The sequence below is a fragment of the Nonomuraea jabiensis genome, assembly GCF_014204795.1.
GTDB classification, from domain to species: Bacteria; Actinomycetota; Actinomycetes; order Streptosporangiales; family Streptosporangiaceae; genus Nonomuraea; species Nonomuraea jabiensis.
Genome location: NZ_JACHMB010000001.1, coordinates 3,003,084 through 3,029,943 on the forward strand (window position 1 = coordinate 3,003,084; position 26,860 = coordinate 3,029,943).

Here is a 26,860-nt window from a genome sequence, read left to right on the forward strand (position 1 = left end):
CTGTAACGACCAAGAGCGAGGAGTCTATCTGCCAGCCTTTCGGATCGCACTGAGAAGATGCATGCACGATTGGAAGATATGTCCGAAATTGCGTGAGTCGAGCCGAGAAAATCCCGCAATTTAACAAGATGTTCTCGGTCTCGCTTCGACAGAGCTACGCCAATTTGGGGCTTCAAACCCTCCCGAAAATGTACAGTCCCGTCCGCGAACAAGAACCCTATCCAATACGCGGCATCTGCCGTAAGATCATCGAATGCGCCCTCTCGAAGAGAGTGCTTGCCACGTATCGCGACTCCACGTCTCCGGAGAACACCCAGGATGGCCATATCCGAGACCTTGAAGGCGGCTGCGATCCGTGGAGAGCTCTCACCCGCAATATAGCGTTCGACAGCCGCCGCTTTCTGCTCTGAGGTCAGCTTCGCGTTGACGCGTACTGCGATGCCACGTCGGCGAAGGATACCTACGACGGCCTGACGAGTCACCCCCAACGACGTCGCGATTCTCGAGGCGCTTTCTCCCGACGTATAACGCCGAACAACATCCGCCTTCTCCGACTCGGCTAGCTTTCCTCCCATAGACTTCGAATAATACTAGTGGGCAGCCATGTCAACAAAGCGTGAATAATGTCCCTGGAAGGCAACAGTGACGGTGGCAGTTGGACCATTTCGATGCTTAGCAACTATAAGGTCCGCCTCACCCGCTCTGGGCGACTCACGCTCGTAAGCATCCTCACGATGGAGCAAAATGACCATATCCGCATCTTGCTCGATGGATCCGGACTCACGCAGGTCGCTCACCTGGGGGCGCTTGTCCGTGCGCTGCTCCGGGCCACGGTTGAGCTGGGAGATCGCGATGACCGGCACCTCCAGCTCCTTGGCCAGCAGCTTGATCGCACGGGAGATCTCCGAGACCTCGTTCTGCCGGCTCTCGGTCTTCTTCGGCGAGCTCATCAGCTGGAGGTAGTCGATGACCACGAACCGCAGGTCGTTACGCTGCTTGAGCCGCCGGCACTTGGCCCGGATCTCCATCATCGACATGTTGGGCGAGTCGTCGATGAACAGCGGCGCCTCCGCAACCTCGCTCATCCGCCGGGCCAGGCGCGTCCAGTCGTCGTCGCCCATCATGCCCGAGCGCATGGCGTGGAGGGCGACCCTGGCCTCGGCGGACAGCAGACGCATGGTGATCTCGTTGCGCGACATCTCCAGCGAGAAGATGACCGTGGTCATCCCATGCTTGATAGCCGCAGAACGGGCGAAATCCAGACCTAGTGTGCTTTTTCCGATGGCGGGCCGGGCGGCCACGACGATCATCTGGCCCGGGTGGAGGCCGTTGGTGAGCTGGTCGAGGTCCTGGAAGCCGGTCGGCACGCCGACCATCTGGCCGCCCCGGCTGCCGATGGCCTCCAGCTCGTCGAGGGCGCCGGGCATGATGTCGGCCAGGGGCGCGTAGTCCTCCGAGGTGCGGCGCTCGGTGACCTTGTAGATCTCCGCCTGGGCGCGGTCGACGAGGTCGTCGACCTCTTCGTTCTGCCCGCCGTAGCCGAAGGAGACGATGCGGGTGCCGGCCTCGATGAGGCGGCGGAGGATGGCCTGCTCTCTGACGATCTTGGCGTAGTAGCCGGCGTTGGCCGCGGTGGGGACGACGGCCGTGAGGGTGTGGAGGTAGGCGGCCCCGCCCACCCTGGCCATCTCGCCGCGCTTCTGCAGCTCGTCGAAGACGGTGACCGCGTCGGCGGGCTCGCCCCTTCCGTAGAGGTCGGTGATGACGTCGTAGACCATCTGGTGGGCGGGCCGGTAGAAGTCGTCGGACCGCAGGATCTCGACGACGTCGGCGATGGCGTCCTTGGACAGCAGCATGCCGCCCAGGACGGACTGCTCCGCCTCGATGTTGTGCGGGGGGGTGCGCTCGAAACCAGGGCCAGCGCCCGTCTCGTCGTCAATGCTCACCGCGCCCCCTCGAACACTTGCAGGCGGTCGCACCACCCCCACTTGTAGCCGACCGGTCTGACAGTTTCTCGGAGTCGCGAGCCGACGGCAACGTGACCTGTGGACAACCCTGTGGTCAAGCTGTGCACTACCGTGCCCAGGGTGTGAAAGGCCTGTGGACTCCGCTGTGGATAACTCTCTCGGATATCCACCTCTGGGCCGCTGACCTGGGCGAACGATATCCACCGGCTGTGGAGAAAAGAAAGTTTCGCCGACACGCCGTGTAATGGTCATAATGGACAAATGCTCATTACCCCCAAGGATCGGGAGATACTCCGGCTGGCCGTGCCGGCGTTCGGCGCGCTGGTGGCCGAGCCGCTCTTCCTCCTCGCCGACTACGCCATCGTGGGGCACGGGCTGGGCACCACGGCGGTGGGGGCGCTGGGCGTGGCGGGCACGGTCCTCGCGACCCTGGTGAACCTGTGCGTCTTCCTCGCGTACGGCACCACGGCCTCCGTGGCGCGGCAGACGGGCGCCGGGAACCACACGCGGGCCATGCGCAGCGGTGTGGACGGGATCTGGCTGGCCCTGGGCATCGGCGCGCTCCTGATCGCCGTGTGCTGGCCGCTGGCCCCCGCCATCGTGGAGCTGTTCGGGGCGGCCGAGGGGCAGGGCGCGCAGGCCGTGACGTACCTGCGGATCAGCCTGATCGGCGCGCCCGGCATGCTGGTCGTGCTGGCCGGGACGGGGGTGCTGCGCGGCCTGCAGGACACCGTCACGCCGCTGGTGGTCGCCATCGGCTCGTTCGTGCTGAACGCGGCGCTGAACGCCTGGTTCGTGCTGGGGCTGGGGTGGGGCATCGCCGGGTCGGCCTGGGGCACGGTGATCGCGCAGACGCTGGGCGCGGCCGTCTACCTCGCCGTCGTGGCGCGGGGCGCGCGGCGGCTGGGGACGCCGCTCACGCCGGGCCTGGCGGGGGTCAAGGAGGCGGGCACGGCCGGGTTCGCGCTGCTCGTCCGTACCCTCTGCCTGCGGGTGGTGCTGCTCGCGGCCACCGTGATCGCCACCAGGATGGGCGAGGCGGAGCTGGCCGCGTACGCGATCGCCACCCAGGTGTGGACGCTGCTGGCGTTCGCGCTGGACGCCATCGCCATCGCCGGGCAGGCCATCACGGGACGCTCGCTCGGAGCCGGGGACGTCGCGTCCACCAGGGCCGCGACCCGGCGGATGGTGCAGTGGGGCATCTGGTCGGGCGTGCTGCTCGGCCTGCTGGTCGTGGCCGCCAGGCCGCTGCTGCCCGGGCTGTTCGACACGGACCCGCAGGTCACCGACCTGCTGCTGGCGCTGATGTGGCCGGTGGCGGCTTTCCAGCCGGTGTGCGGGGTGGTATTCGTGCTGGACGGCGTGCTGATCGGCGCGGGCGACCAGCGCTACCTGGCGTGGGCGGGGGTGTGGACGACCCTGGCGTACCTCCCCGCCGCCCTCCTCGCCTCCGGCTTCGGGGTCGTGGCGCTGTGGTGCGCGCTCGGGGTGTGGATGCTCGCCCGTCTGGTCAGCCTCGTACGCCGCGCCGCCGGCACCGCCTGGCTGGTGACCGGGGCGTAGGCGCTCTCACTTTGGGCGCAGACCCCGCTACATGCGGTGATCTGCGGAAACACTGTGACCGTCCTGTGCTTGCCGTTGTCCGAGTGGTGAGACATTGTGGGCGCGTTCCCTGAGCGGGGTGTTGCGTGTCCACGATTCTGCGGCGGCTGCCGCCCTCCGAGGCGACCGGGTTGCGCACGGGCGCCCGCCACAGCCTGGCCGAGCTCTACCGCCCGGCCGACCTGGTGGTGCTCGGACTCGGTGTGATCATCGGCGCCGGCATCTTCTCCATCGCCGGGCAGCAGGCGGCCACCACGGCGGGCCCCGGCGTCATCCTGTCCTTCATGATCGCGGGCATCGCCTGCCTGCTCGCCTGCCTGTGCTATGCCGAGCTGTCGTCCACGATGCCGACCTCGGGCAGCGCCTACACCTTCACGTACGTCATCTTCGGCGAGGTCTGGGCGTGGATCATCGGCTGGGCGCTGATCCTGGAGCTGCAGTTCGCCGCCGCCGTCGTGGCCAGGGCGTGGGCCGCGATCACGGTCGGGGCGATCTCCAACTTCGGGGTACGCGTGCCGCACCAGGAGCTCGTCGGCGACGTGCTCGTGTTCGTGATCCTGGTGCTGCTCACCGGCGTGGTGGCGCTCAGCGCGCGGATCGGGCTGCGGGCCCTGTGGATCATGGTGGCGGCCAAGCTGCTGGCCATCGGGGCGGTCATCGTCGTCGGCCTGCCCCACATCGACGTGCGGAACTTCGGCGAGTTCCACGTGCCGTCCAAGATCCTGCCGAGGCCGCCCACGAGCGTGCTGGAGATCCTGTTCGGCCAGAGCCACGCGTTCGGCTGGTTCGGGATCTTCGCGGCGGCCTCGGCGATCGCGTTCGCGTACATCGGGTTCGACATCGTGGCCACCTCCGCCGAGGAGACCGTGAACGCGCCCGCCGCCGTGCCCAAGGGCATGATCCGCAGCCTGATCATCGCCACCGTCCTCTACCTCGCGGTGGCCCTGGTCATGGTGGGCATGGTCCCGTACACGAAGATCTCCGAGGACGCGCCGCTGACCGGGGCGTTCCGGGCGGTCGGCGTGGACTGGATGGTGCACGTCATCGACGTGGGCGCGGTGCTCGGCCTGACGACGGTGATCCTGGTGCTGATCGTGGGGCAGACGCGGGTGCTGTTCTCGATGGCCCGCGACGGGCTGATCCCGCGGGGCCTGGCCGCGGTCAGCCGGAAATATCACACTCCGACCCGGGTGACGCTGGTGATCGGGTTCGTGGCGATCGTGCTGGCCGAATTCGTGCCGGTGCTCACGATGCAGGAGCTCGTGGTGATCGGGACGCTGTTCGCGTTCGCGTTCGTGGCGGCCGGGGTGATCGTGATGCGGCGGCGCATGCCGTACCTGGAGCGGGGGTTCAGGGTGCCGCTCTCGCCGGTGCTGCCCGGGCTGTCGCTGGTGGTCACCGTCTGGCTGATGGTGAACCTGCAGCTGCTCACCTGGGCGTGGTTCGCCCTGTGGATGGCCTTCGGCCTGCTGGTCTACCTCGTGTACGGCCGCCGCCACAGCCTGCTGGCCCGCCCGCGCATCCCGATCGAGCCGGCACGCGGCCGCCACCGCCGCTAGAACCACCCCACACCCAACTGCTGCCCCCCGCCACCGCTAGAACCGGCCCCGCACCCGACCAAGCCGGTACGCGGCCCCCGCCACCGCCGCTAGAGTCGGCCCGACTTCAGGACGCTGCGGAGGAACTCCCTGGTGCGGGGGTTCTCCGGCTCGGTGAAGATCTGCTCGGCGGGGCCCTTCTCCAGGAGCACGCCGCCGTCGAGGAAGCACACCGTGTCCGAAATATCGCGACAAAAGCCCATCTCGTGAGTCGTCAGGATCATCGTCATGCCCGACTCCTTGAGCTCCTTGATGACCCCCAGCACCTCCAGCACCAGCTCGGGGTCGAGCGCCGAGGTCACCTCGTCCAGCAGCATCAGCCTGGGCTGCGTGGCCAGCGCCCTGATGATGGCCACCCGCTGCTGCTGACCGCCCGAGAGCTGGTCGGGGTACGCCCGCGCCTTGTCCGCCAGCCCGAACCTGGCCAGCAGTCCGTGCGCCTGCTCCTCGGCCTCCCCCTTGGCCACCCTGTGCACCTGGCGCGGCGCGAGCGTGACGTTGTCCAGCACGGTCATGTGCGGGAACAGGTTGAACGCCTGGAACACGATGCCCAGCCGCTTGCGCACGTCGTCCACGTTCACGCGCGGGTCGGTGATGTCCTCGCCGTCGAGCAGGATGACGCCGTCGTCCACGGTCTCCAGCAGGTTGACGCAGCGCAGGAGCGTGGACTTGCCCGAGCCGGAGGCCCCGATGAGGCTCACCACCTCGTGCGGGCGCACCTCGAGGTCGATGCCACGCAGCACGCCGCGGCCGTGGAAGTTCTTCCAGATCCCGTCAATGGTAAGAAGGCTCATGCGCCACGCCTCCTGTGCGTGCGGGCCGCCAGGTGGTCGGTGAGCCTGGCCATGGGGATGGTGAGCAGGATGAACAGCAGCGCCGCCGGCAGGTAGGCCGTGTAGTTGAACGTGCTGGCAGCGTGGATCTGCGCCTGCCTGAGTGCCTCCAACGGCCCGATGGTCGCCACGAGCGCGGTGTCCTTCTGCAGCGAGATGAAGTCGTTCAGCAGCGGCGGCACGACCCTGCGGGTGGCCTGCGGCAGCACCACGAACCGCATGGTCTTGAAGTGGCCCAGCCCCAGCGAGCGGGCCGCCGCGACCTGGCTCGGGTGGATGGAGTCGATGCCCGAACGGAACACCTCGGCCACGTACGCGCCGTACGAGAGCGTCAGCGCGAGGATGCCCAGCGTCACCAGGTCGGTCGGAATGCCCTGCAGCCGGAGCGCGGGCAGCCCGAACCCGGTCAGGTAGATCACCAGGAGCGTCGGTACGCCGCGGAAGACGTCGGTGTAGAGCGTGGCCAGCGCCCGGATCGGGAAGAACGCGGGCTTCCTGATCCCCCTGGCCAGCGCCACCAGCAGCCCCACGATCAGGATCAGCGGCTCTGCGATCAGGAAGATCTTGATGTTGAGCAGGAAGCCGCTCAGGACGTCGGGCAGTGCCTTGACGAGTTCGTCGGGGTTGAAGAACTTGTCCTGCACCGTGGGCCAGCCGGGTGAGTTCGTGACGATCGAGACGACCAGCACGATGAAGACGATCGTCGAAACCGTCGCGATCGAGGCCGAGCGGCGGGCGTGCGACCGGCGCACCCGCTCCCGCTCGACCTGCCGCTCCGACTTGACCCACTCGCCCACCGCGGCCCCGCCAGGCCCACCGGACTCGCCCGCCGTGGTCTTGCTGGGTTCGTCGAACTCGCTCATTGCAGCTCTGGCGCGCCCGCCGCCGAGCCGAGCCACTGCTGCTCGATCTTGGCCAGCTCGCCCTTCGACTTCAGCGCCTCAACGGCCTTGTCGATGCACGGCTTGAGCGCGCTGCCCTTCTCCATGACCAGCCCGAACTCCTCGGGCGTGCCACCCGTCGAGCTGAACTGCCCCACGATCTTGGACTTCTCGACCTGCGCGGCCGTCACGTAGAACGCCGTCGGCAGGTCCACGACCAGCGCGTCCACCTGCTTGTTCTTCAGCGCGGTGACGGCGTCGATCTGCACGTTGTAGACGTTGGGGTCGTCGGCGGGCTTGATGACGTTCTTGACCGCGTCGAGCGAGGTCGTGCCCACCTGTACGCCGATCTTCGCGTCCCGCAGCTCGGCCAGGCTCTTCGCCCCGGCGAACTTGCTCCCGTCGATCGCCACGATGGCCTGCTTGACGGTGTAGTAGCCCTTGCTGAAGTCGACCGCCTTGGCCCGGTCCGGCGTGATGGAGACCTGGTTGACGTCGAAGTCGAACTGCTTGACCCCAGGGGCGAACGCCGAGTCGAACGGGATCGTGCTCCACTGCACCTCGGTGCGGTCGAAGCCGAGCTCCCCGGCCACGGCGAAGGCCACCGCGCTCTCGAAACCCTGCCCGTTGCTCGGGTCGTCGTCCTTGAACCAGGGCTCGTAGGCGGGCTTGTCGGTGCCGATGGTCAGCTTGCCCGCGTTGACCAGCTTGAGCTGGTCCTTGGTGCACGCGGTGGACGCGGACGCGAGCGGGCTCGCCGAGCTCGACGTGTTGTCGACCGGCGCGCAGCCGACGAGCGCCACGGCCAGCGCGAGCAGCATGAGGGGACGGGCCATGGCCATGCCTCCAGGGGGAACACGCGAAAGAACGAACGCATTCTACGCTGACCGAATAGGAAATTACGCCCGGCGGTGCCCCTGACCACGGAGTTGGCCAAGATGGGCTCGCGTAACGGCGGCCCGCCGGTGAAGGGTCAGCGGCCGTTTCCTGGAGGGCGCTCAGCCGGAGTACGGCGGGTGGCCTGCCCGTGCGCAGCCGTACAGTATGGGCCTTTTCCACAGGGACAGCGGCCGTTTCCAGAGGCTCTCAGACCGGAGGCAGCGGCCGTTTTTGGAGGGTCTGCGCGGTGGGGAGCTTGTCACAGGGACGGGAAATGCGAAAACCCCCTCCGGGCGGAGGGGGCTTTCACAGCAGGGCTAGCCCGCGACGACCTCCACGTCCACCGAGGCCGAAACCTCCGGGTGGAGCTTGATGGTGACGCGGTGCGAGCCGACGCTCTTGATCGGGTTGACGATCTCGATGCGGCGGCGGTCGACGATCGGGCCACCGGCGGCCTTGACGGCGTCGGCGATGTCGCCCGTCGTGATCGAGCCGAACAGGCGGCCCGACTCGCCGGCGCGCGTGGTCAGGCGGACGCGCAGCGCGCCGATCTGACCGGCGACCTCCTTGGCGGTGCCGAGGTCGCGAATCTCGCGGGCGTCGCGAGCCTTCCTGATGGTCTCGATCTGCTTCTCGGCGCCCCGCGTCCAGCGCATGGCGTAGCCGCGCGGGATGAGGTAGTTACGGCCGTAGCCGTCCTTGACCTCGACGACGTCGCCAGGGGTGCCGAGGCCGGAGACCTCGTTGGTGAGGATGAGCTTCATTTCGACAGGCCTCCTTAGCGCGCGGTGCTCGTGTAAGGCAGCAGGGCCACCTCACGGGCGTTCTTGATCGCGGTCGCCACGTCGCGCTGGTGCTGGGTGCAGTTGCCCGTCACCCGGCGCGCACGGATCTTGCCGCGGTCGGAGATGAACTTCCGCAGCAGCGCCGTGTCCTTGTAGTCGACGTAGGAGATCTTGTCGTGGCAGAACAGGCAAACCTTCTTCTTCGGCTTGCGCAGTGCCGGCTTAGCCATCGTGGTGCTCCTTTCAGAGCCCCGCCTTCCGGGCGGGAATGGACTCGGGCTTGTGGACAGGTTTTAGAAAGGCGGTTCGTCGCTGAAGTCGCCGCCGCCGCCGAAGCCGCCGCCGCCCTGCTGGCCGCCGCCCCCGCCGAAGCCGCCACCACCGCCGCCGCCGCCGCCGTAGCCGCCGCCCCCCTGGGGCGGAGCGGGCGAGGCGGAGGCCCACGGGTCGTCGGCCGGGCCGCCGAAGCCGCCGCCACCGCCTCCACCCTGACGGGAGGTGCGGTTGACCTTGGCGGTCGCGTTACGCAGGGACGGGCCGACCTCGTCGACCTCGACCTCGTAAACGGTGCGCTTCTCGCCTTCCTTGGTCTCGTAGGACCGCTGCTTGAGCCGCCCCTGCACGATGACCCGCATGCCGCGCTGCAGGCTCTCGGCGGCGTTCTCCGCCGCCTGTCGCCACACGTTGCAGGTCAGGAAGAGGCTTTCGCCGTCTTTCCACTCGTTGGTCTGACGATCCATGAACCGCGGAGTGGACGCGATGCGGAATCGAGCCACCGCTTGCCCCGTCGGGGTGAAGCGCAGCTCCGGGTCGTCGACCAGGTTGCCGACGATGGTGATTACGGTGTCGCCTGCTGCCATGGCTAGCGCTCGCCTTCCTGCACGCCTTCGCTTGGATTACGGCTCAGAGTACGGGGCTTCCCCGACAAAAACCGGGGGTTAGTGCACGTCGGGGCGGAGGACCTTGGTGCGCAGGATGCCCTCGTTGAGGTTCATCTGCCGGTCCAGCTCCTTGACCGTCGCGGGCTCCGCGGACAGGTCGATGACGGCGTAGATGCCTTCGGACTTCTTGTCGATGTCGTAGGCGAGACGGCGACGGCCCCAGACGTCGACCTTCTCCACGGTGCCGCCGTCGTTGCGGACCACGGAGAGGAACTGGTCGAGGGACGGCGCGACAGTGCGCTCATCGAGCGAAGGGTCCAGGATGACCATTACTTCGTAACGACGCATGCGGACTCCAACCTCCTCTGGACTCTTGCGGTCACGACACTCTGCCGTGACAGGAGGACGCTGACGTCTGTGCCCGGACGCCCCTTTCGGCACCCCGGGGCGATGGTTCATCCATCACAACGCAGCTTGCCCAGGTTACCAGCCGCAGGAAGGTGGGAAGGCCTTTAGGAAACCTAGGGGGTGGTGGCCGTGCCACATGTGCTTCAGCCCTCCCAGAGGGAGCGGTTCAGGCTCACACTCAACAGCGACGGGCAAGCGCACCCGGTGGAGAACGCCCTGGCGGTGGCGGCGCTCGTTTGCGGTCTCGTTGCCTTCGTCTCTACGTTCTGGGTCTCCGCGCACGCGGTCTCCTCGTGGGCCGGCACGCTCGGCTTCGGGATCGGGCTGTACTCCCAGTACATCTCGGCGACCACGCCGCAGCGCGCGCTCAACATCGTCGGCATCGTGGGGTCGTTCGTGGGAGCCGCGCTGGGCATCGCCCACGGTGGCTTCCTCCCCCACTGAACGTCATCCAGGAACGGCCCCGTCGCCCGGGGCCGTTCCGGCATGCCGCTCATCCGCCGATGTGCAGGTCTATACCGAGCAGGACCAGGAACCAGAGGAACACCGCGAGCAGCGCTTCCGCGAGGTCCCTGAGCAGTCCGGGGGTGATGTAGTGGTACACCCAGCCCACGTAGATCCCGATCACGACGTAAACCAATAAGATCAGCGCTCGCCAGCGCCAGCGTGCCATGTCGTTTCTCCTCGTTTAGGGGGCGCATGGCGACTTCCCGAGCACGCGTCCGGCAAACCGATCCGTCCCGCCGCTGCCGCCTTACTCTCCGGCGTAAGCTCGGGAGCTATGGTGCGCATCGGAGCTCATGTCGGTCAGGACGATCCCGCCGCCCACGCGGAGGCGGTCGGGGCCGAGGTGGTGCAGTTCTTCCTCGGCGACCCGCAGGGTTACGACAAGCCGGTGCTGCCCGCCAGGCCGGTCGAGGGCGTCGACATCTACATCCACGCCCCCTACCTGGTCAACGTCGCCACCACCAACAACCGCATCAGGATCCCCAGCCGCAAGCTGCTGGAGCAGCACCTCAAGGCCGCCGCCGGGCTCGGCGCCAAGGGCCTGATCGTGCACGGCGGCCACGTCAACAAGAACGACGACCCGCAGACCGGCTTCGACAACTGGCGCAAGGTGTTCGAGCGCATGGAGTGCCCCATCCCCGTGCTGATCGAGAACACCGCGGGCGGCGGCAACGCGATGGCGCGCAAGCTGGAGCGCATCGCCCGGCTGTGGGAGGCGCTCGACGGGTTCGACGTGGGGTTCTGTCTCGACACCTGCCACGCCCACGCGGGCGGCGAGGAGCTGGTCGACCTGGTCGAGCGGGTCAAGGCCATCACAGGCCGGATCGACCTCGTCCACTGCAACGACTCGCGCGACGACTTCGACTCCGGTGCCGACCGCCACGCCAACCTGGGCAAGGGGAAGATCGACCCCGAGCTGATCCTGGCGGTCTGCCGCGCGGCCGACGCGCCGATCGTGGTGGAGACGCCCGCCGACGGCCAGGCGGACGACATCGCGTTCCTGCGCAAGAACCTCTAGGAAATACACACAGCCTGTGGATAACTTCCCTGGATTACCAAGACGAAGAAGTGGGTAGGAAGATCAGCCCGCCCACGCGCCACTCAGGAAACGTTCCGCGTTGAGCAGCATGAGCGGCCCGAAGATCAGGGCGTACCCGACCATCACCCACGGCCTCCTGGTCGCGACCTTCGCGACCAGGATCCACAGCGGGAACCACAGCAGCAGCGAGCGCGGGATCGACAGGTAGTAGGCCGAGGTCATCAGCGCCGCCGCCTGCAGCCCCGTGTAGACGAGCTCGCTCCACCGGCACAGCGCGAGCAGCCAGATCAGCACCGCCAGCGCCAGGACCGCCCCGGCGATCTCCATCCGGAACGCCACCGCGTTGTCGTCGGAGCCCATGGCCGAGCGCCAGGTCGACTTCCACGCCTCCCACGGCCAGGCGAAGTCCCGCCCCCACCCGGCCTCCTGCGCGTGCTTCCACGCCAGCCAGTCACCCGACCTGCTGTAGTGGTAGTACGAATACGTCACCAGCGGCACGAACGGCACCACCAGCCACCCCGCTTGCCGGATGGACTCGCGCCGGGTCAAGAACTCCACGACGAGCGCGACAGCGAGAAACAGCCCCGTGATCCGCACGCACGAGGCGCCCGCGGCGAGGGACGCCGCCAGGGACCATTGCCCCTGCCTGGCCGCCAGCCAGGCCGGGATCGCGAAGGCCAGGAAGAGGGACTCGCTGTAGCCCGCCGCCAGGAACACCGCCATCGGGTAGAGCAGCAGCGCCAGCACCGCCATCCAGCCGGAGGCGCCCTCCAGCTCGGCCAGCCGGGCCAGCGCCACCATGGCCACCGCCCCGGCGGCGAGCGAGATGAGCAGCCCGGCCGCCGCCCAGTCCGGCACGACGAGGTGCACCACCCGCAGCAGCATCGGGAAGCCGGGGAAGAACGCGGGTAAGCCGTCGTCCACAGGCTTGCCGGGCTCGCCGTCGTAGCCGTACTGGGCGATGGTGATGAACAGCCCGGCGTCCCACTTGCGCCACTTGTCGGCGTACGCGCCGAGGGCCGTCCCCAGCAGCGTCACCACCAGCAGCCCCGCCCGCGAGCCGAACCAGAGCAGCAGCGCGTCCCGGCCGGCCGAGCGGGTGATCATCGAACGGCTGGTGTCAGCGCGAACCGGTCGCGAGCGTCGTCGAAGACGCCGCCACCCTGGTCGTCGACGTCGTCCTGGCGCACGACGTCCTTGTCGGGACGGAGGATGTCCCGCACGACGAACGCCATCATGATCCCGATCGTGATGACCCGGCCCCAGACGGCGGTGAAGTACGTGTCGTCACCGATGCCCAGGTCGTTCCTGCTGAACGGCGACTGCGCGACCAGGTAGAGCCAGATGGCGATGAAGTACCAGACCTCGGCGAGCTGCCACAACACCAGCGGCTTCCAGTTGGGCCTGGCCAGCACGGCGAACGGCACGAGCCAGAGCACGAACTGCGGCGACCACACCTTGTTCGTCATCATGAACGCGGCCAGCGCCAGGAAGCAGATCTGCGCCAGCCTGGGCCGCCGCGGCGCGGCCAGCGCGAGCACGGCGATGCCCAGGCACAGGATGGCCAGCGAGGCCATGCCCAGCTTGCTGACGTCACCCGTCCCCAGGACGGGAATCCCCTTGCTCTGGAAGAACAGCCACGGCGAGCCCCAGTCGACCCCGCGTTCCTGGGAGAAGACGTAGAACCTGCGCCATCCCTCCCACGCGAAGATCATGAACGGCGCGTTGACCACGATCCACGCGCCGGCCGCGGAGCCCAGGGTGACCAGGAACGGCCGCCATCGCGCGGTGCGCAGCGTGAGCAGGAACAGCGCCCCCAGGAACATCAGCGGATAGAACTTGGTCGCGATGGCCAGCCCCAGCAGCACCCCGGCCAGCATCTGGCGGCGCCGCGCCCAGGCCAGCAGCATGCCCATCGACAGCGCGCCGGCGACCAGGTCCCAGTTGATGTACGCGGCCAGCACGACGGCTGGCGAGATGGCGTACCAGAGCGCGTCCCACCGCCGCGTGGGCCCGGCCACCGCGGCCATCAGCAGGACGCCGACGACCAGGCAGACGCCGAGCAGGATGACCGTCAGGTCGTAGAACCTGACGGCCTGCGCGCCCACGTCGGCTCCGACCGCCCTGGCGAACCAGCTGATCACCTGCATGACCTCACCCAGCACGACCGGGTACTCGACCTGCTTGTCGAACGGCACGGCGGCGAAGTAGGGGTCCTGGGTCGACAGCGCCCTGTCGAAGTACAGGGGGTAGATGTCGGTGTAACAGAAGTTCGTGTACGTCGTGACCTGGTCGTTCCAGCCGCCGGTGCGGCAGGGCAGGCGCACGACGTACGCCAGGGTCGCCCCCAGGGCCGCGAACAGCCCCAGGGGCAGGTACGGAACGGCACGCGCCGCGAAGGGGACGCGTACCTCCGTGCTCGTCACCGGTCCTCGGGTCTGGACATCGGCGACCATCCCGAGGGTCTCGGTTCGGGCGCCCGGCCGCCGCCGGGCCCGCCGACGTCGCCGGTCTGCGGGAAGCCCTGGTCACCGCCGTCGCCGTTGTTGCCGTTGCCGTTGTTGCCGTTGTTGCCCGGGTCGTCGATGGTGACGTCGTCGTCGGGGTTGGCGTTGTCGTCACACGGGCTGACGAGGCAGTCCTGGTTGCCCTGGTCGTCGAAGGGGTTGTCCCCGCTGTCGAACGGGTTGTCGGGCGTCTTCGTCGGCTTGGGCTCAGGGCTCGGCACGATGTTCTCGGCCAACCCCACATCGGCCTTCTGCGGGAACTGCTCGATCGGCAGACCCTCGTGAGCCGCCAGCATGAACCTCTGCCACGTGAGCGTGGGCGCGTCGGCACCCTCGAAGCCCAGGCCCACCTCGTACGGACTGCTGTAGGGATTCTGGATGTTGTACCTGGTGCTTTTCTTGTTGCGGGGCGTCACCGGGCAGGTGCGGTTCGCATTGGGCTTGACGACCGTGCCCGTCTTCGTCTTGCACACCTCGCGGTAGAAGCCGACCGCGGTGGAGATCTGCGGCGTGTAGCCGACGAACCAGGCGCCGTTCTCGTCGTTGTTCGTGCCGGTCTTGCCGGCGGCCGGCCGGTTGCCCAGGCCCTTGCCCCGCGCGGTGCCGCTCCGCAGCACCTCCTGCATGGCGACCGTGGCGTCGGCGGCGACACCGGGGTCGATGACCCGCTTGGAGGCGAGCTGCTCGCCGTAGACGACCTGCTTGCCCAGCCTGACTTCCTGCACCACGTGGTACTTGGTGTACTTGCCCGCGTTGGCGAAGATGGAGTAGCCGGCGGCCTGCTCGACCGGCGTCACCAGGGCGCTGCCGATGGCGAACTGGTAGTGGTGGTCTCTGACGTCGTCTTCCATGCGCTTCTGATTGAACCCGGCCGCCTCGACGAGGTTCTTCACGTCGTCGATCTTGCCGGGCAGCGCGTATGCCATCGACACGTACGCCGTGTTGACCGAATCGGCAGTGGCCTTGATCACATCGACGGCCGGGCCGACGTTGTGGCTGTTCTTGAATCCGCCCCGCGCCTGGCCCGGCAGCTCCTTCGGCACCGTCTCGTTGCCCGGCACGTAGCTCTTCAGCGAGTAGCCGGCCTGCAGCCAGGCCGCCAGCACGTACGGCTTGAACGCCGACGCGGCCTGCTTCTTGGCGTCGAAGGGCTCGTTGAACGGGTCCGTGACGTAGTTGCTTCCGCCGTAGAACGCCAGAACGCGGCCGTTCTTCGGGTCCACCGCGGCCAGGCCCGCGTGGTACTCCTTGGTCATGCTGTCCGTCGTGCTCTTCACGGCGGTCTCCGCGGCCTTCATGAGCTTCTTGTCGAAGGTGGAGATGATGTGGTAACCGCCGCTCCTGACCGCGTCGGGGCTGAGGCGGCGGCGTTCCTCCAGCTCCTGGAGGACCTGCGTCACCATGTAGCCCCTGAGGCCGCCGAGCTCGTTGCTGTCGCTGTCCTTGCGGAGCGCGGGGAACTTGGCGGTCTGCGGCAGCTTGCCGTATCTGTCCGGCCACTGCTCGGCCATGTACTGGATGGTGGTCTTCCAGCGGGCCTTGAGCTCGGGAGCATCGGGCGCCCAGTTGGGCTGCTGGATGCGCGCGGCAAGGTAGGCGCCCTGCTCGGGCGTCAGCTTGGCGGCGGTGGCGTCCTTGTCGAAGTACGCCTGCGCGGCGGCCTGGACGCCGTAGGCCTTACCGAAGTTGACGGTGTTCAGGTAGGTCTTCAGGATGTCGTCCTTGGACAAGGTCTCGTCGAGCTTGACCGCGACGAAGATCTCCATGATCTTGCGCTTGATGGACACTTCCTGGCTGAGGCCGTCGTAGTAGTTACGGGCCATCTGCTGGGTGATCGTCGACGCACCCTGGAGCTGCTGCCCGGTCGCGGTCATGTACAGCGAGCGGAACATGCCGGAGATGGAGATGCCGGAGTCCTCGTAGAACGTCTTGTTCTCGATGGCCACCGCGGCGTCCCTGACGCTCTGGGACATCTTGGAAATGTCATCGATGATCTCGCGCTTCGTGCCGAGCTTGGCGATCTCGGTCTTGCCGTCCCGGTAGTAGATGGTGCTCTGCTGCGCGAGCGCGTCGGACTTGGCCTGGTCGGCGGTCGGCACCGGCGTGTTGGCGTACGCGACCATGATCATGCCGAAGAGGCCGGCCGCGAGCACCACGAACCCGGCCACGACGATCTTCCAGCTGGGCACGAACCTGCGCCAGCCGCCCCTGCCGCCGCCGCCCTTCTTGGTCGGCGGACCGGGAGGCTCGGGCGGCCCGCCGTCGCTCCTCCTGCGCGAGCGCCGCGGCGTGTCGCTGACGATCGTCTCCTGGTTGCTCATCGAGCGCGCCTCCTGCCGGGCGCGCGTGCGCGGCCCCGGCTGGTCACCGCGCGTAGCCGGCACGTCGCCCCGCCCAGGAGGGCCGTCGCCGCGCGTGGGCGGTCCGTCGCCGCGCGTGGGCGGTCCGTCGCCCCGCCTGGGAGGGCCGTCACCGCGCCTGGGAGGCTCGTCGTACGGCTGCGCGGCCATGGCCCCGGTCTGCTCGTAAGCGGCTTCCGGACGACGCTGCGGCTGCGGCGGGCCACTCCAGCTCGACTCACCGGTTTGCGGAGGAGAACCCTGGGGCACAGAACGGGATGAGCTGGATCGACGGCGCCTTCCCGGGCGGGCCGTCCCCTCATTCATGCTGTTACTCACACGTCCTCGCATCGTCGTCGGAAACATAAACGGCGGTTGGGCGTGAGGTTTCTCGCCGCCCTCGGTCTTCACACTTGGCTGACGAGGTCAGGCGGTCCGTTTCCGAGGACGTATGAAACCGTCAGGTGGTTCCAGGAACAACCTTGGCAGACCTCGACAACGTACACGCGGAACTCATCGTAATCATGCGCCATTGCGACGAGTTCCGATGTGACCTTTGCCTGGCCGGCATGCCTACCGAGCGAATCGCCGTAGACGTAGGTCACATTGGTGACGTTCTCCCTTTCGCATACCGGGCAGAGGCGTTCGGTCGGCTCGCCGAAGTGGCGGGCCGCGCGAAGGAGGTAGGGCTGTGCGTCACACACGTCGCCCCGCGAGGTGCGCCCCATGCGCAGGGAGCGGACCACCGCCCGTTTCGCAAGGCCGTAATCCACCACCCTTCGCTGTGACCACATGGGCGCCAGACTACGGCGTTTTGCGGCTTCATCCCAACGACTTGGCAGATTCACAGATTGCCGCCATATAGCGACCCGACGTATCCTGAGGATGTATCGGCTCGATACATCGACGCGAGAGGGGGCGGGTTCCGATGGGCGGCGGACAGGGCAGGGTCTTGGAACTGGCCGTGCTCGGGTCGCTGCACGAGACGCCCCTACACGGCTATGAGCTGCGCAAACGGCTCAACGCCCTGCTGGGGATGTTCCGTGCATTCTCCTACGGGTCGCTGTACCCCTGTCTGCGATCTCTCCTGGCTCAGGGCCTCATCGCGGAGGAGCAACCCGCTCCCACCACGATCGTCGGCGGCAGATCGAAGATCGTTTACAAGCTGACGGCCGAGGGCAAGGAACGGCTGCAGGACATGCTGACGCAGGCCGGCCCCTCCGCCTGGGAGGACGAGAGCTTCGGCGTGCACTTCGCGTTCTTCCGCCACACGGAGGCGGAAGTGCGGCTGCGCATTCTCGAAGGCCGCCGTAGCCGGCTGGAGGAGCGACTCGACGCGGTGCGCACGGCTCTGGCGCGCACCAGGGAGCGCCTCGACAGTTACACGCTCGAGCTGCAGCGGCATGGGCTCGAGTCGGTCGAGCGCGAGGTGCGCTGGCTCAACGAGCTGATCGCGACAGAGCGTCGGGCCTCGTCGGAAGAGGGGCCCGCAAGAGATACCACGTCAACTGATGAGTAAGGGAGCGAGTGCGATGGGTTCGGTTCGCGTGGCCATTGTCGGTGTCGGCAACTGCGCGTCGTCGCTGGTCCAGGGCGTCCACTACTACAAGGACGCCGACCCGGACATCCGGGTGCCGGGCCTCATGCACGTGAAGTTCGGCGAATATCACGTCGGTGACATCGAGTTCGTCGCCGCGTTCGACGTCGACGCCAAGAAGGTCGGGCGCGACCTGTCGGAGGCGATCGTCGCCAGCGAGAACAACACGATCAAGATCTGCGACGTGCCGCCCACCGGGGTGACCGTCCAGCGTGGCCATACCTTCGACGGGCTGGGTGAGTTCTACCGGGAGATCATCGAGGAGTCCGACGAGACTCCCGTCGATGTCGTCCAGGTGCTGCGTGACAACCAGGTCGACGTCCTGGTCTCCTACCTGCCGGTGGGCTCGGAGGACGCGGACCGCTTCTACGCCCAGTGCGCCATCGACGCCGGCGTGGCGTTCGTGAACGCGCTGCCGGTCTTCATCGCCTCCGACCCGGAGTGGGCCGAGAAGTTCGCCAAGGCCGGGGTGCCGATCGTCGGCGACGACATCAAGTCGCAGGTCGGCGCCACCATCACGCACCGCGTGCTGGCCAAGCTGTTCGAGGACCGCGGGGTGGAGCTGCTGCGCACGTACCAGCTCAACTTCGGCGGCAACATGGACTTCATGAACATGCTGGAGCGCAAGCGGCTCCAGTCCAAGAAGATCTCGAAGACGCAGTCGGTCACCTCGCAGATCCCGCACGAGATGGGCAAGGCCGACGTGCACATCGGGCCGTCGGACCACGTGCCGTGGCTGGACGACCGGAAGTGGGCGTACGTGCGGCTCGAGGGCCGCTCGTTCGGCGACACGCCGCTCAACCTCGAGTACAAGCTGGAGGTCTGGGACTCGCCGAACTCGGCGGGGATCATCATCGACGCGGTGCGGGCCGCCAAGATCGCCCTCGACCGCGGGATCGGGGGGCCGATCCTGTCGGCGTCCTCGTACTTCATGAAGTCGCCGCCGGAGCAGTTCTCGGACGACGAGGCCCGGGACTACGTCGAGAAGTTCATCCGGGGCGAGGTCGAGCGCTGACCCCCCGTCGGCGCCGCGCCCGTGGACACGGGTGCGGCGCCGCGCCGGCTACGGCCGGGCCGCCGGGGGCAGCTCGGCGGGCGAGGCGGGATGCCAGGTCAGCGGGTCGGCGCCGAGGTCGGCCAGCAGCGGCACCTGCTCCTGGCACCAGGGCGAGACGGCCAGCAGCCCGTTGCGCACGCCCTCGGCGAACTCCTTCCACGGCATCCACATCGTCTCCCCCACCTCGGCGGGGTTGGGGACGGCGGGCGAGGTCACGGTGACGCGGTAGACCGGGCAGAGCTCGTGCTCGACGATCCCGTTGGCCATGACGGCGCGGTAGGAGAAGGCCGGCAGCATGAGGTCGACGCGGTCCATCGCGAGCCCCAGCTCGTAGGAGAGCCGGCGCTCGACGGCCCGCTCCAGCGGCTCGCCCGGCAGCGGGTGGCCGCAGCAGCTGTTGGTCCAGATCCCCGGCCATGTGAGCTTGCTGTCCGCTCTCCTGGTCAGCAGCACCCGGCCCTCGTGATCGAAGACATAGCTGGAGAACGCCAGGTGAAGAGGGGTCTCGCGACCGTGCACCGCCAGCTTGGGCGCTGTGCCGAGTGCGTGGCCGTCGCGGTCGACCAGCACAACGTGTTCCTCAGTCGTCACGCTATGAAGCGTACGAGACGCGGTGACCGTTCGGAACCCACGGCCCACCTGCCGCATCGTGACTCTCGCGCATCCTAGGCGATGAGGGGAGGGCTAGGCTGGCCGCGTGTCATTTGTGGCCGACCTACGCGTGGTCCTGCGGGGCAATGATTTCCGGCGGTTGTTCGCCACCCGCCTGATCTCCCAGTTCTCCGACGGGATCTTCCAGTTCGGGGTGGCCGGGTTCGCCTTCTTCAGCCCGGAGAGCCAGACGACGGCGCTCGCGGTGGCCGCCGGGCTGGCCGTGCTGCTGCTGCCGTACAGCGTGCTCGGGCCCTTCGTGGGCGTGTTCATCGACCGCTGGTCACGGCGGCAGATCCTGGTGGTCGCTCCGATCGTGCGCGGCGCGCTGCTGCTGGTGGCGGCGGCGCTGGTGGCCGCCGACGTGCCGGACCCGGTCTTCTACGGGGCGGCGCTGGCCGTGCTGGGCGTCAACAGGTTCTTCCTGGCCGCGCTCGGCGCCTCGCTGCCGCACGTGGTGCCGCCCGACCGGCTGATGGCCGCCAACGCGGTCGTGCCCACGTCGGGCACCGTGGTCACGTTCGTGGGCGTGGGGCTCGGTTACCTGCTGCGCAAGGTGTTCGGCGCCGAGGACCACGGCGTGGCGCTGCTCCTGGTCGTCTCGGGCGTGGTGTTCGGCCTGAGCGCGCTGGTCGCGCGGACGATGGACCGCGGCCTGCTCGGCCCCGAGTCCGACCCGAGCCGGCCGCAGGCGCGCGAGGCCCTGCGCAACGTGGTCGGCGGCCTCACCGACGGCGCCAGGCACCTGGTCAAGCACCGCGTCGCGGCCTCCACCATGGGCGCGATGGCCGCCCACCGGTTCTTCTACGGCATAGCCACCGCGCTCGGCATCATCCTCTACCGCTACTACTTCTACAACGGCGACGCCGACGCCGCGCTCGGCGGGGTGAGCCTGGTCGTGGCGACCTCCGGCGTCGGCTACGCCATCGCCGTGGTCATCACCCCGTACGCCACCGAGCGGTTCACGATCGAGCGCTGGGTGCCGATCGCGTTGAGCACGGCCGGGGTGCTGACGGCGGCGCTGGTGCTGCCGTTCCAGGAGTGGGGGCTGCCGGTGGCGGGGTTCGTGCTGGGCGTGGCCGGGCAGAGCGTCAAGATCTGCGCCGACACCACGGTCCAGCGCGACGTCGAGGACATCTACCTGGGCCGGGCGTTCTCGATCTACGACATGCTCTTCAACGGCATGTACGTCCTCGCCGCGGCCCTGTCGGCGGCCATCCTGCCCGCCGACGGCAAGTCCTACACGGCCGTCGTGATCGCCGCCGTCGGCTATCCCCTGGCCGCGCTCGCGTACCGGATGATCACGCGCCCGCGCCGCTCGACCTCGCCCACTCCAACAGCGCCTCGGTAGCCGCCTCCTTGCCGATCAGGCCCTTGTCGAGCCTGATCTCGAGCAGGAACTTGTACGCCCGCCCCACCACCGGCCCCGGCCCGACGCCCAGGACCCGCTGGATCTCGTTGCCGTCGAGCTCGGGCCGGATCTTGGCCAGCTCCTCCTCGTCGGCGAGCCTGGCGATGCGCTCCTCGAGCTGGTCGTAGGTCCGCGACAGCGTCACCGCCTTGCGCTTGTTGCGCGTGGTGCAGTCGGCCCTGGTCAGCTTGTGGAGCCGGTCCAGCAGGTGGCCGGCGTCGCGCACGTAGCGGCGTACGGCGCTGTCGGTCCACTCCCCCGTGCCGTAGCCGTGGAAGCGCAGGTGCAGCTCCACCAGCCGGGCCACGTCCGAGACCACGTCCTTGGGGAACTTCAGCTCCGTCATGCGCTTCTTGGTCATCTGCGCGCCGACCACCTCGTGGTGGTGGAACGACACCCGCCCGCCCGGCTCGTGGCGGCGCGTCTTCGGCTTGCCGACGTCGTGCAGGAGCGCCGCCCAGCGCAGGATCCGGTCGGGCTTGCCGTCCTCCTCCTGCGCGATGGCCTGGTCGAGCACGGTCAGCGTGTGCTCGTAGACGTCCTTGTGCCGATGGTGCTCGTCGATCTCCAGCCGCAGCTTGGGCAGCTCGGGCAGCACGTGCGCGGCCAGCCCGGTCTCGACCAGCAGCCGCAGGCCCTCGCGCGGGTTGGCGCCGCAGACGAGCTTGTCAAGCTCCTCGCGGATGCGCTCGGCCGAGACGATCTCGATGCGCCCGGCCATCGCGGTCATCGCCGCCACGGCCCCCTCGTCCACCGTGAACCCGAGCTGCGAGGCGAACCTGGCGGCCCGCAGCATGCGCAGCGGGTCGTCGCCGAAGGACCGCTCGGGGGTGCCCGGCGTGCGCAGCACCCTGGCCTTCAGGTCGTCGAGCCCGCCGTACGGGTCGACGAACTCGTGGCCCGGCAGCCGCACCGCCATCGCGTTGACCGCGAAGTCGCGCCGTTCGAGGTCCTCGTCGAGCGTCTCGCCGTACATGACCTCGGGCTTGCGCGACTTGGGGTCGTAGGACTCGCTCCGGTACGTCGTGATCTCGATCAGCCAGCTGCCCTTGCGCAGGCCCACCGTGCCGAAGTCGATGCCGATGGTCCATACGGAGTCGGCCCAGTCCCTGACGAGCTCCAGCACCCGCTCGGGGCGGGCGTCGGTGGTCAGGTCGAGGTCGTTGCCGATGCGGCCGAGCAGCAGATCGCGTACGGGGCCGCCGACCAGGGCCAGCTCGTGGCCCTGCGCGGCGAACAGGCGGCCGAGCTCGTCGGCCACCGGGGCGATCTTGCGGAACAGGTCCGTCATGGCCCGCCGTTGGCTGTCAGTCAGAGTTGAGTCGGACAAGCGGGTAGGTCCTTCTGGGAGCATTCCGGAACATATCCCCCGAGCCACACCAGGTCCGGGTTACCGTCGGTCCAAGGACCGTCGGGGGCCAGGGAACGAGGCAAGGAGGACTATATGAAGGACGCCCTCGCGATCCACCGCTGGCTCCTCGCCCACCAGGTCCATCATGAGATCGTACGCCTTCCGCGTCCCATGACTTGCGCGGCAGATCTGCCTGAGGCGGTCTCCGCGGCGCCGAGCAGGTGTCTGATGGTCACGGTGCTCGAGGTCGCCACGAGGGTCGGCCGCGAGGTCGTCATCGCGGTCACCACCCCCGTGTCGGCGCCGCCACCGGTGGGAGCCGTCGGCGGAGTCCTGGGCGTCCGCCGGGTCCGCCCCGCCCCGGCCCACGTGGTCAACGCGGCCACCGACTACGCCAGCGGGCTGGTGTGCCCGCTGCTCCTGCCCGACCCGCTGCCCAAGTTCGTCGACGACCGGCTGCCGGCCGACTTCCTGACCGACGACGGGCCGATCTTCACCGCGACCGGTGAACGGCATACCGCCCTGACCATGCGCGCACTCGACCTGATGGCACTCCTGCCAGGCAAGATGGTCGACCTCAGGGCGAAAGGAACACGTGAGGCGGTCGCGCGGCGGCACTGAGCCCGTACGATTGCGGGCGTGTGTCGTCGTCCTCCAGCTCGGGCATTCGCGTGATCCGTAAGGCCACGCTGCTCGCCGCGCTGCTCGCCCTCACCGTGGTGGCGACCGCGCCCGGCGCGGCTGCCACGAAGTCCGCGAAGGCGAGCAGGCAGACCCTGGCCGTGTCGATCTCGTCGATCTCGCCTCAGGTGCCGACCGCGCAGACCGATGTGATCAAGTTCACCGGCACCCTCCGCAACGACAGCGGCACGCCGCAGAGCAGCCTGCGCGTACGCCTGCGTTACTCCTCGCAGAAGCTCCCCGACCGCGCCGCCCTGGCCACCTACCAGAGCGACCAGAACCCCGCGACTCTGTGGGGCATCGGCTCCCAGAACTCGTTCATGGACATCCCGGCGCTGGCCGCCGGCGCCCAGGCGCGATGGGAGTTCACCGCGACGCCCGTGCAGCTCGGCTACCGCTCGTTCGGGGTCTACCCGGTGGCCGTGGAGGTGATCCAGAACGGCGTGCAGGTCATGACGCAGCGCACGTACCTCACCTACGCGCCGCCCACGGTGCCGAAGCTGCCGCGCAACAAGCTGGCCATCGCCCTGCCGGTCATCGACCAGCCCCATCGCGGGACCGACCGCGACGCGAAGAGCGGCGCGCCGCTGTTCGTGGACGACAAGCTGAGCCAGTCGATCACCGGCAAGGGGCGCCTGGCCGACCTGGCGCGCATCGCGCAGGCCGCGCCCAAGGCCGTCACCTGGTTCGTCGAGCCCTCGCTGCTCGACGACCTCGACGCGATGAAGAACAAGTACCTGGTCAAGGTCAAGGGCAAGGACGAGACGCAGGAGAAGCCCGCCAACCCCGAGGCCGCCAACTGGCTGACGACCATGCGCACCGCGCTGGCCGGCTCTCCCGTGGTCGCGGTCCCGTACGCCGATCCCGACGTGGCCGCGCTCGCGCACCAGGGGCTGGACACGCAGACCGGCCGGGCGATCGAGCTGGGCCGGCAGAAGGCCGCCGCGCTGCTCCAGCGCGAGGTCAAGACCAACATCAACTGGCCGCCCGCGGGCATGCTCGACGCCGACGCGCTCGACCTGCTCTCGGTCAGCAAGGACCCGGTCGACACGGTCCTGCTCAACTCCACCAACCTGCCGCCGCAGCCCCCCGTGCCGTTCACGCCCGACGCCGCCGGCACGCTCGACTCGGTGAACGGGCCCGTCACCGCGCTGGTCGCCGACGCCGAGCTGAGCAAGCTCTTCGAGCCCGCGGCGCCCACGTCCGTGCTGCTCAGCACGCAGCATTTCATCGCCGAGACGGCCATGATCGCCGCGGAGGCCGGCCAGACCTCGCCCAGGTCCATCGTCATCGCCCCGTCGCGCCGGTGGGACCCCAACCCGACGCTCGTCAACGCGCTGCTGAGGACCGCGAACAAGCTGCCGTGGCTGCGCCTGACCCCGCTGGATTCGATCAAGAAGTCCAAACTGTCGGTCCCGCGCGCCGGGCTGACCTACACCGACCAGGACCGCAAGGAAGAGCTGAGCGCGAAATACCTCACCCCGGTCAAGGACGTCACGTCGAAGGCGCAGCTCACCTCCCTGATCACGGCGGAGAAGACGCCGTCGAGCTTCGACGCGGCGGTCCTGCGGCTGACCTCCTCGGCCTGGCGCAACAGCACCCGCGCGGGCCGCGCGGTGACCAAGCAAGTAAGCATCGCGGTGACGGAGCAGACCGAGAAGATCGAGATCACCGGGTCGGGCCCCAACCGGACGCGCACGCTGGCGGGCAGCAGCGGCCAGGTCCCGATCAGCGTCAAGAACGAGCTGGGCGTGGAGATCGCCCTCTACATCGACGTCACGTCCAACAACCCCGAGCTGCTGCAGGTCGACTTCCCGCAGAAGGAGCCGATGAAGATCGGCCCCCGGCAGAGCGGCATGGTCCAGGTGAAGATGAACGCCGCCCCCGGCACCAGCGGCGACGCGACGGTGACCGTGCAGCTCAAGACCTCCGACAACCAGCCGTACGGCAAGCCGCAGCGGCTGACCATCCGCACCACCGGCTACACCGGGATCGCCTCGGTGATCGTGGGCGCCGCCCTGACCGTGATGCTCGCCGCCGTGGTGATGCGAGTGCTGCGGCGCAGGTCGGAGCGGAAGCTCGCGCACGCGGCCAAGACCCGGGAGAATGAGAACGTATGAGTCGCATGCTTCGGGCCAGCGCCATCATGGCGGCGGGCACGATGGTGTCCAGGGTCACGGGGTTCGTGCGGACCATGGTGCTGGCCTACGCCATCGGCACGAAGGCGCTGGGCGACTCCTACAACGCGGCGTACGCGATCCCGTACAGCATCCTCGACCTGCTGCTGCTCGGCGTGCTGAGCAGCGTCGTGGTGCCGATGATCGTGCGGGCCCAGCAGCACGACGCCGACGGCGGCCGGGCGTACGAGCAGCGGCTGCTGACGATCTCGGCGGTGGCGCTGATCGTGGTGGCGGTGCTGGCGGTGTTCGGCGCGCCGCTGCTGATCGACCTCTACACCGACTGGGCGCCGGGCAGCCCCAAGTTCGAGGTCGCGGTCACGCTGGCCCGCTTCATCCTGCCGCAGCTCGCCTTCTTCGGCGTGGGCGCGGTGGCGGGCGCCATCCTCAACACCCGCGACCGCTACGGCGCGCCCATGTGGGCGCCGGTGGTCAACAACCTGGTCGTCATCTGCGTGTTCCTGGCCTACGCCATGGTCGGCGGCGAGCGCGACAACATCGAGCAGATCAGCACCGGCGACATGGCGCTGCTCGGTCTCGGCACCACGGCGGGCATCGTGGCCCAGGCGGCCATCCTGATCGTGGCGCTCAAGCGGGTCGGGTTCGCCTTCGTGCCCCGCTTCGACGTGCGCAACGCGCGGCTGGGCGAGATGGCCAGGGCGGGCGTCTGGACGATCGGCTACGTGATCGTCACCCAGCTCGGCTTCATGCTGACCACCAACCTGGCCAGCGCGGCGGGCGACGCGGTCGAGGGGCACGGCATCAGCCCGTACACGCTGGCGTTCCAGCTCTTCCAGCTCCCGTACGGCGTCATCGGCGTCTCGGTGATCACCGCGATGCTGCCCAGGATGAGCCGGGCCGTCGGCGAGGGGCGCTTCCACGACGTGCGCAGCGAGTTCGGGTCGAGCGTGCGGCTGATCTGCTCGCTGATGGTGCCGGTCTCGCTGCTGCTCATGGTGCTCGGGCCGGCCATCACCGTGCCCATCTACGGCCACGGCGCCAACAGCGTCGCGGACGCCGTCTACATCGGCAACGTGCTGCAGGTCTACGGGCTCGCGCTGGTGCCGTTCGCGCTGTTCCAGCTGTTGCTGCGGGTCTTCTACAGCTTCGGCGACACCCGTACGCCGGTGTTCGTCGGCGCCGCCACCACGGCGGCCAACGCGGCCCTCATGCTGGTGTTCAACGCGTTGCTGCCGGCCCGGTACCTGGTGATGGGGCTGGCGCTCGCGTACGCCATCGCGTACGCGCTGGGCGCGGTCGGGGCGTGGCTGCTGGCCAGTCGCCGGGTCAGAGGGCTCGGTGGCTGGACCATCGGCATGGCGTTGACCAGGATGTACCTGGCGGCCCTGCCCACCGCTGTGGTGGCGCTCGCGGCGGTTTGGGTAGTCACGGGGGTGTTCGCCGGGCTAGGGTTCGTCAACTCGCTGATCGTCCTTGCGGTCGGCGGGGGCCTCGGGTTGCTGCTCTATCTAGGCGTCGCGCACAGAATGCGCATCCCCGAGGTCAATTCCATCGTTGGGATGGTCGCTGGGCGGGTAGGCCGGTAAAGAACGCGGGCCGAATCCACTCGGCACTAACATGGAGCCCGACACGCGCGAATGGAAGCAGGAGGGGCGTGGGCGGATCCACCCGGCATAGCGTGCCTTCGTGGGACACCACCACGCAGGTGAGTCGAGTCATGAACACGCCCGATCGGCCAAGCGGAGTGA

Annotated in this window: 25 protein-coding genes; 10 read left to right on the top strand and 15 right to left on the bottom strand. The window is 68.4% G+C overall.

Annotation, left to right across the window (positions count from 1 at the left end):
* Positions 1–590: 590 nt before the first annotated feature.
* Positions 591–1,946, bottom strand: coding sequence for a replicative DNA helicase (gene dnaB, locus HD596_RS13200; protein WP_185069536.1), 1,356 nt, complete (start codon positions 1,944–1,946; stop codon positions 591–593).
* A gap of 282 nt (positions 1,947–2,228) precedes the next feature.
* On the opposite strand from dnaB, the gene HD596_RS13205 reads away from it, so the two are divergent.
* Positions 2,229–3,530, top strand: a complete 1,302-nt coding sequence (locus tag HD596_RS13205; RefSeq protein WP_185069537.1) for an MATE family efflux transporter — start codon at positions 2,229–2,231, stop codon at positions 3,528–3,530.
* A 125-nt stretch (positions 3,531–3,655) separates the two neighbouring features.
* The gene (locus tag HD596_RS13210; protein WP_313043843.1) at positions 3,656–5,128 is read left to right on the top strand and encodes an APC family permease; all 1,473 of its coding nucleotides are present in this window, start codon (positions 3,656–3,658) and stop codon (positions 5,126–5,128) included.
* Between the two features lie 89 nt (positions 5,129–5,217).
* Here HD596_RS13210 and HD596_RS13215 read toward each other — a convergent pair whose 3' ends face one another.
* From HD596_RS13215 to rpsF, 7 genes are all read right to left on the bottom strand, one after another.
* Positions 5,218–5,961, bottom strand: a complete 744-nt coding sequence (locus HD596_RS13215; RefSeq protein ID WP_185069538.1) for an amino acid ABC transporter ATP-binding protein — start codon at positions 5,959–5,961, stop codon at positions 5,218–5,220.
* Entirely contained in the window at positions 5,958–6,863 is a 906-nt protein-coding gene (locus HD596_RS13220; protein WP_185069539.1) for an amino acid ABC transporter permease, read from the bottom strand. Before HD596_RS13220 ends, HD596_RS13215 begins: the two co-directional genes overlap by 4 nt.
* The gene (locus HD596_RS13225) at positions 6,860–7,717 is read right to left on the bottom strand and encodes an ABC transporter substrate-binding protein (protein ID WP_185069540.1); all 858 of its coding nucleotides are present in this window, start codon (positions 7,715–7,717) and stop codon (positions 6,860–6,862) included. Before HD596_RS13225 ends, HD596_RS13220 begins: the two co-directional genes overlap by 4 nt.
* A gap of 360 nt (positions 7,718–8,077) precedes the next feature.
* Positions 8,078–8,524, bottom strand: a complete 447-nt coding sequence (gene rplI / locus HD596_RS13230) for a 50S ribosomal protein L9 (RefSeq protein ID WP_185069541.1) — start codon at positions 8,522–8,524, stop codon at positions 8,078–8,080.
* A 14-nt stretch (positions 8,525–8,538) separates the two neighbouring features.
* A complete protein-coding gene (gene rpsR, locus HD596_RS13235; protein WP_020543048.1) occupies positions 8,539–8,775 on the bottom strand; it encodes a 30S ribosomal protein S18 in 237 nt (78 codons plus the stop codon).
* A gap of 63 nt (positions 8,776–8,838) precedes the next feature.
* Positions 8,839–9,405, bottom strand: a complete 567-nt coding sequence (locus HD596_RS13240) for a single-stranded DNA-binding protein (RefSeq protein WP_185069542.1) — start codon at positions 9,403–9,405, stop codon at positions 8,839–8,841.
* 78 nt (positions 9,406–9,483) lie between these two features.
* Entirely contained in the window at positions 9,484–9,774 is a 291-nt protein-coding gene (gene rpsF / locus HD596_RS13245) for a 30S ribosomal protein S6 (RefSeq protein ID WP_080044189.1), read from the bottom strand.
* Between the two features lie 189 nt (positions 9,775–9,963).
* Here rpsF and HD596_RS13250 point away from each other — a divergent pair, with 189 nt between their 5' ends.
* A complete protein-coding gene (locus HD596_RS13250) occupies positions 9,964–10,278 on the top strand; it encodes a hypothetical protein (RefSeq protein WP_246554412.1) in 315 nt (104 codons plus the stop codon).
* Positions 10,279–10,327: 49 nt separating this feature from the next.
* Here HD596_RS13250 and HD596_RS13255 read toward each other — a convergent pair whose 3' ends face one another.
* Positions 10,328–10,507, bottom strand: coding sequence for a hypothetical protein (locus HD596_RS13255; protein WP_185069543.1), 180 nt, complete (start codon positions 10,505–10,507; stop codon positions 10,328–10,330).
* 108 nt (positions 10,508–10,615) lie between these two features.
* Here HD596_RS13255 and HD596_RS13260 point away from each other — a divergent pair, with 108 nt between their 5' ends.
* Positions 10,616–11,359 (top strand): deoxyribonuclease IV, encoded by a 744-nt coding sequence (locus HD596_RS13260; RefSeq protein ID WP_185069544.1) that lies wholly within the window; start codon positions 10,616–10,618, stop codon positions 11,357–11,359.
* 63 nt (positions 11,360–11,422) lie between these two features.
* On the opposite strand, the gene HD596_RS13265 is transcribed toward HD596_RS13260, so the two are convergent.
* The 4 genes from HD596_RS13265 to HD596_RS13280 form a co-directional block, all read right to left on the bottom strand.
* Positions 11,423–12,487 carry a mannosyltransferase family protein gene (locus tag HD596_RS13265; RefSeq protein ID WP_185069545.1) on the bottom strand — a complete coding sequence of 355 codons (1,065 nt, stop codon included), beginning with the start codon at positions 12,485–12,487 and terminating at the stop codon, positions 11,423–11,425.
* Entirely contained in the window at positions 12,484–13,806 is a 1,323-nt protein-coding gene (locus tag HD596_RS13270) for a glycosyltransferase family 87 protein (RefSeq protein WP_313043852.1), read from the bottom strand. Before HD596_RS13270 ends, HD596_RS13265 begins: the two co-directional genes overlap by 4 nt.
* Positions 13,803–16,208: a transglycosylase domain-containing protein gene (locus HD596_RS13275; protein ID WP_185069547.1), complete on the bottom strand. Its 2,406-nt coding sequence runs from the start codon at positions 16,206–16,208 to the stop codon at positions 13,803–13,805. Before HD596_RS13275 ends, HD596_RS13270 begins: the two co-directional genes overlap by 4 nt.
* 425 nt (positions 16,209–16,633) lie before the next feature.
* A complete protein-coding gene (locus HD596_RS13280; protein WP_185069548.1) occupies positions 16,634–17,020 on the bottom strand; it encodes a DUF5318 family protein in 387 nt (128 codons plus the stop codon).
* A 134-nt stretch (positions 17,021–17,154) separates the two neighbouring features.
* Here HD596_RS13280 and HD596_RS13285 point away from each other — a divergent pair, with 134 nt between their 5' ends.
* On the top strand, positions 17,155–17,745 hold the full coding sequence (locus HD596_RS13285) for a PadR family transcriptional regulator (protein ID WP_185069549.1): 591 nt from the start codon (positions 17,155–17,157) through the stop codon (positions 17,743–17,745).
* Positions 17,746–17,758: 13 nt separating this feature from the next.
* On the top strand, positions 17,759–18,838 hold the full coding sequence (locus tag HD596_RS13290) for an inositol-3-phosphate synthase (protein ID WP_185069550.1): 1,080 nt from the start codon (positions 17,759–17,761) through the stop codon (positions 18,836–18,838).
* 48 nt (positions 18,839–18,886) lie between these two features.
* Here the strand turns inward: HD596_RS13290 and idi are convergent, their stop codons facing one another.
* Positions 18,887–19,471 carry an isopentenyl-diphosphate Delta-isomerase gene (idi, locus tag HD596_RS13295; protein WP_313043855.1) on the bottom strand — a complete coding sequence of 195 codons (585 nt, stop codon included), beginning with the start codon at positions 19,469–19,471 and terminating at the stop codon, positions 18,887–18,889.
* Positions 19,472–19,577: 106 nt separating this feature from the next.
* Between idi and HD596_RS13300 the strand changes: the two genes are divergently transcribed.
* The gene (locus HD596_RS13300; RefSeq protein WP_185069552.1) at positions 19,578–20,882 is read left to right on the top strand and encodes an MFS transporter; all 1,305 of its coding nucleotides are present in this window, start codon (positions 19,578–19,580) and stop codon (positions 20,880–20,882) included.
* Here the strand turns inward: HD596_RS13300 and HD596_RS13305 are convergent.
* Positions 20,833–22,233 carry a CCA tRNA nucleotidyltransferase gene (locus HD596_RS13305; RefSeq protein WP_376775843.1) on the bottom strand — a complete coding sequence of 467 codons (1,401 nt, stop codon included), beginning with the start codon at positions 22,231–22,233 and terminating at the stop codon, positions 20,833–20,835. The two genes, HD596_RS13300 and HD596_RS13305, sit on opposite strands and share 50 nt — an antisense overlap.
* Positions 22,234–22,386: 153 nt before the next feature.
* Here HD596_RS13305 and HD596_RS13310 point away from each other — a divergent pair, with 153 nt between their 5' ends.
* Genes HD596_RS13310 through murJ form a run of 3 tightly spaced genes read left to right on the top strand, consistent with a single transcriptional unit; the run spans position 22,387 to position 26,698 of the window.
* Positions 22,387–22,914, top strand: coding sequence for a YbaK/EbsC family protein (locus HD596_RS13310; RefSeq protein WP_185069554.1), 528 nt, complete (start codon positions 22,387–22,389; stop codon positions 22,912–22,914).
* Positions 22,915–22,964: 50 nt separating this feature from the next.
* Complete coding sequence (locus HD596_RS13315) at positions 22,965–25,094, top strand: DUF6049 family protein (RefSeq protein ID WP_185069555.1); 2,130 nt, start codon at positions 22,965–22,967, stop codon at positions 25,092–25,094.
* Positions 25,091–26,698, top strand: coding sequence for a murein biosynthesis integral membrane protein MurJ (murJ, locus tag HD596_RS13320; protein WP_246554416.1), 1,608 nt, complete (start codon positions 25,091–25,093; stop codon positions 26,696–26,698). The genes HD596_RS13315 and murJ overlap by 4 nt, the downstream gene beginning before the upstream one ends.
* Positions 26,699–26,860: the final 162 nt, after the last annotated feature.

Coding starts and splice junctions, on each gene's coding strand:
- rpsF (WP_080044189.1), bottom strand. CDS start 9,774: ATGCGTCGTTACGAAGTAATGGTCATCCTGGACCCTTCGCTCGATGAG.
- HD596_RS13255 (WP_185069543.1), bottom strand. CDS start 10,507: ATGGCACGCTGGCGCTGGCGAGCGCTGATCTTATTGGTTTACGTCGTG.
- HD596_RS13280 (WP_185069548.1), bottom strand. CDS start 17,020: ATGTGGTCACAGCGAAGGGTGGTGGATTACGGCCTTGCGAAACGGGCG.
- HD596_RS13205 (WP_185069537.1), top strand. CDS start 2,229: ATGCTCATTACCCCCAAGGATCGGGAGATACTCCGGCTGGCCGTGCCG.
- HD596_RS13215 (WP_185069538.1), bottom strand. CDS start 5,961: ATGAGCCTTCTTACCATTGACGGGATCTGGAAGAACTTCCACGGCCGC.
- HD596_RS13305 (WP_376775843.1), bottom strand. CDS start 22,233: ATGACGGACCTGTTCCGCAAGATCGCCCCGGTGGCCGACGAGCTCGGC.
- HD596_RS13225 (WP_185069540.1), bottom strand. CDS start 7,717: ATGGCCCGTCCCCTCATGCTGCTCGCGCTGGCCGTGGCGCTCGTCGGC.
- HD596_RS13240 (WP_185069542.1), bottom strand. CDS start 9,405: ATGGCAGCAGGCGACACCGTAATCACCATCGTCGGCAACCTGGTCGAC.
- murJ (WP_246554416.1), top strand. CDS start 25,091: ATGAGTCGCATGCTTCGGGCCAGCGCCATCATGGCGGCGGGCACGATG.
- HD596_RS13285 (WP_185069549.1), top strand. CDS start 17,155: ATGGGCGGCGGACAGGGCAGGGTCTTGGAACTGGCCGTGCTCGGGTCG.
- HD596_RS13310 (WP_185069554.1), top strand. CDS start 22,387: ATGAAGGACGCCCTCGCGATCCACCGCTGGCTCCTCGCCCACCAGGTC.
- HD596_RS13275 (WP_185069547.1), bottom strand. CDS start 16,208: ATGAGCAACCAGGAGACGATCGTCAGCGACACGCCGCGGCGCTCGCGC.
- HD596_RS13265 (WP_185069545.1), bottom strand. CDS start 12,487: ATGATCACCCGCTCGGCCGGCCGGGACGCGCTGCTGCTCTGGTTCGGC.
- HD596_RS13290 (WP_185069550.1), top strand. CDS start 17,759: ATGGGTTCGGTTCGCGTGGCCATTGTCGGTGTCGGCAACTGCGCGTCG.
- rpsR (WP_020543048.1), bottom strand. CDS start 8,775: ATGGCTAAGCCGGCACTGCGCAAGCCGAAGAAGAAGGTTTGCCTGTTC.
- rplI (WP_185069541.1), bottom strand. CDS start 8,524: ATGAAGCTCATCCTCACCAACGAGGTCTCCGGCCTCGGCACCCCTGGC.
- HD596_RS13260 (WP_185069544.1), top strand. CDS start 10,616: ATGGTGCGCATCGGAGCTCATGTCGGTCAGGACGATCCCGCCGCCCAC.
- HD596_RS13220 (WP_185069539.1), bottom strand. CDS start 6,863: ATGAGCGAGTTCGACGAACCCAGCAAGACCACGGCGGGCGAGTCCGGT.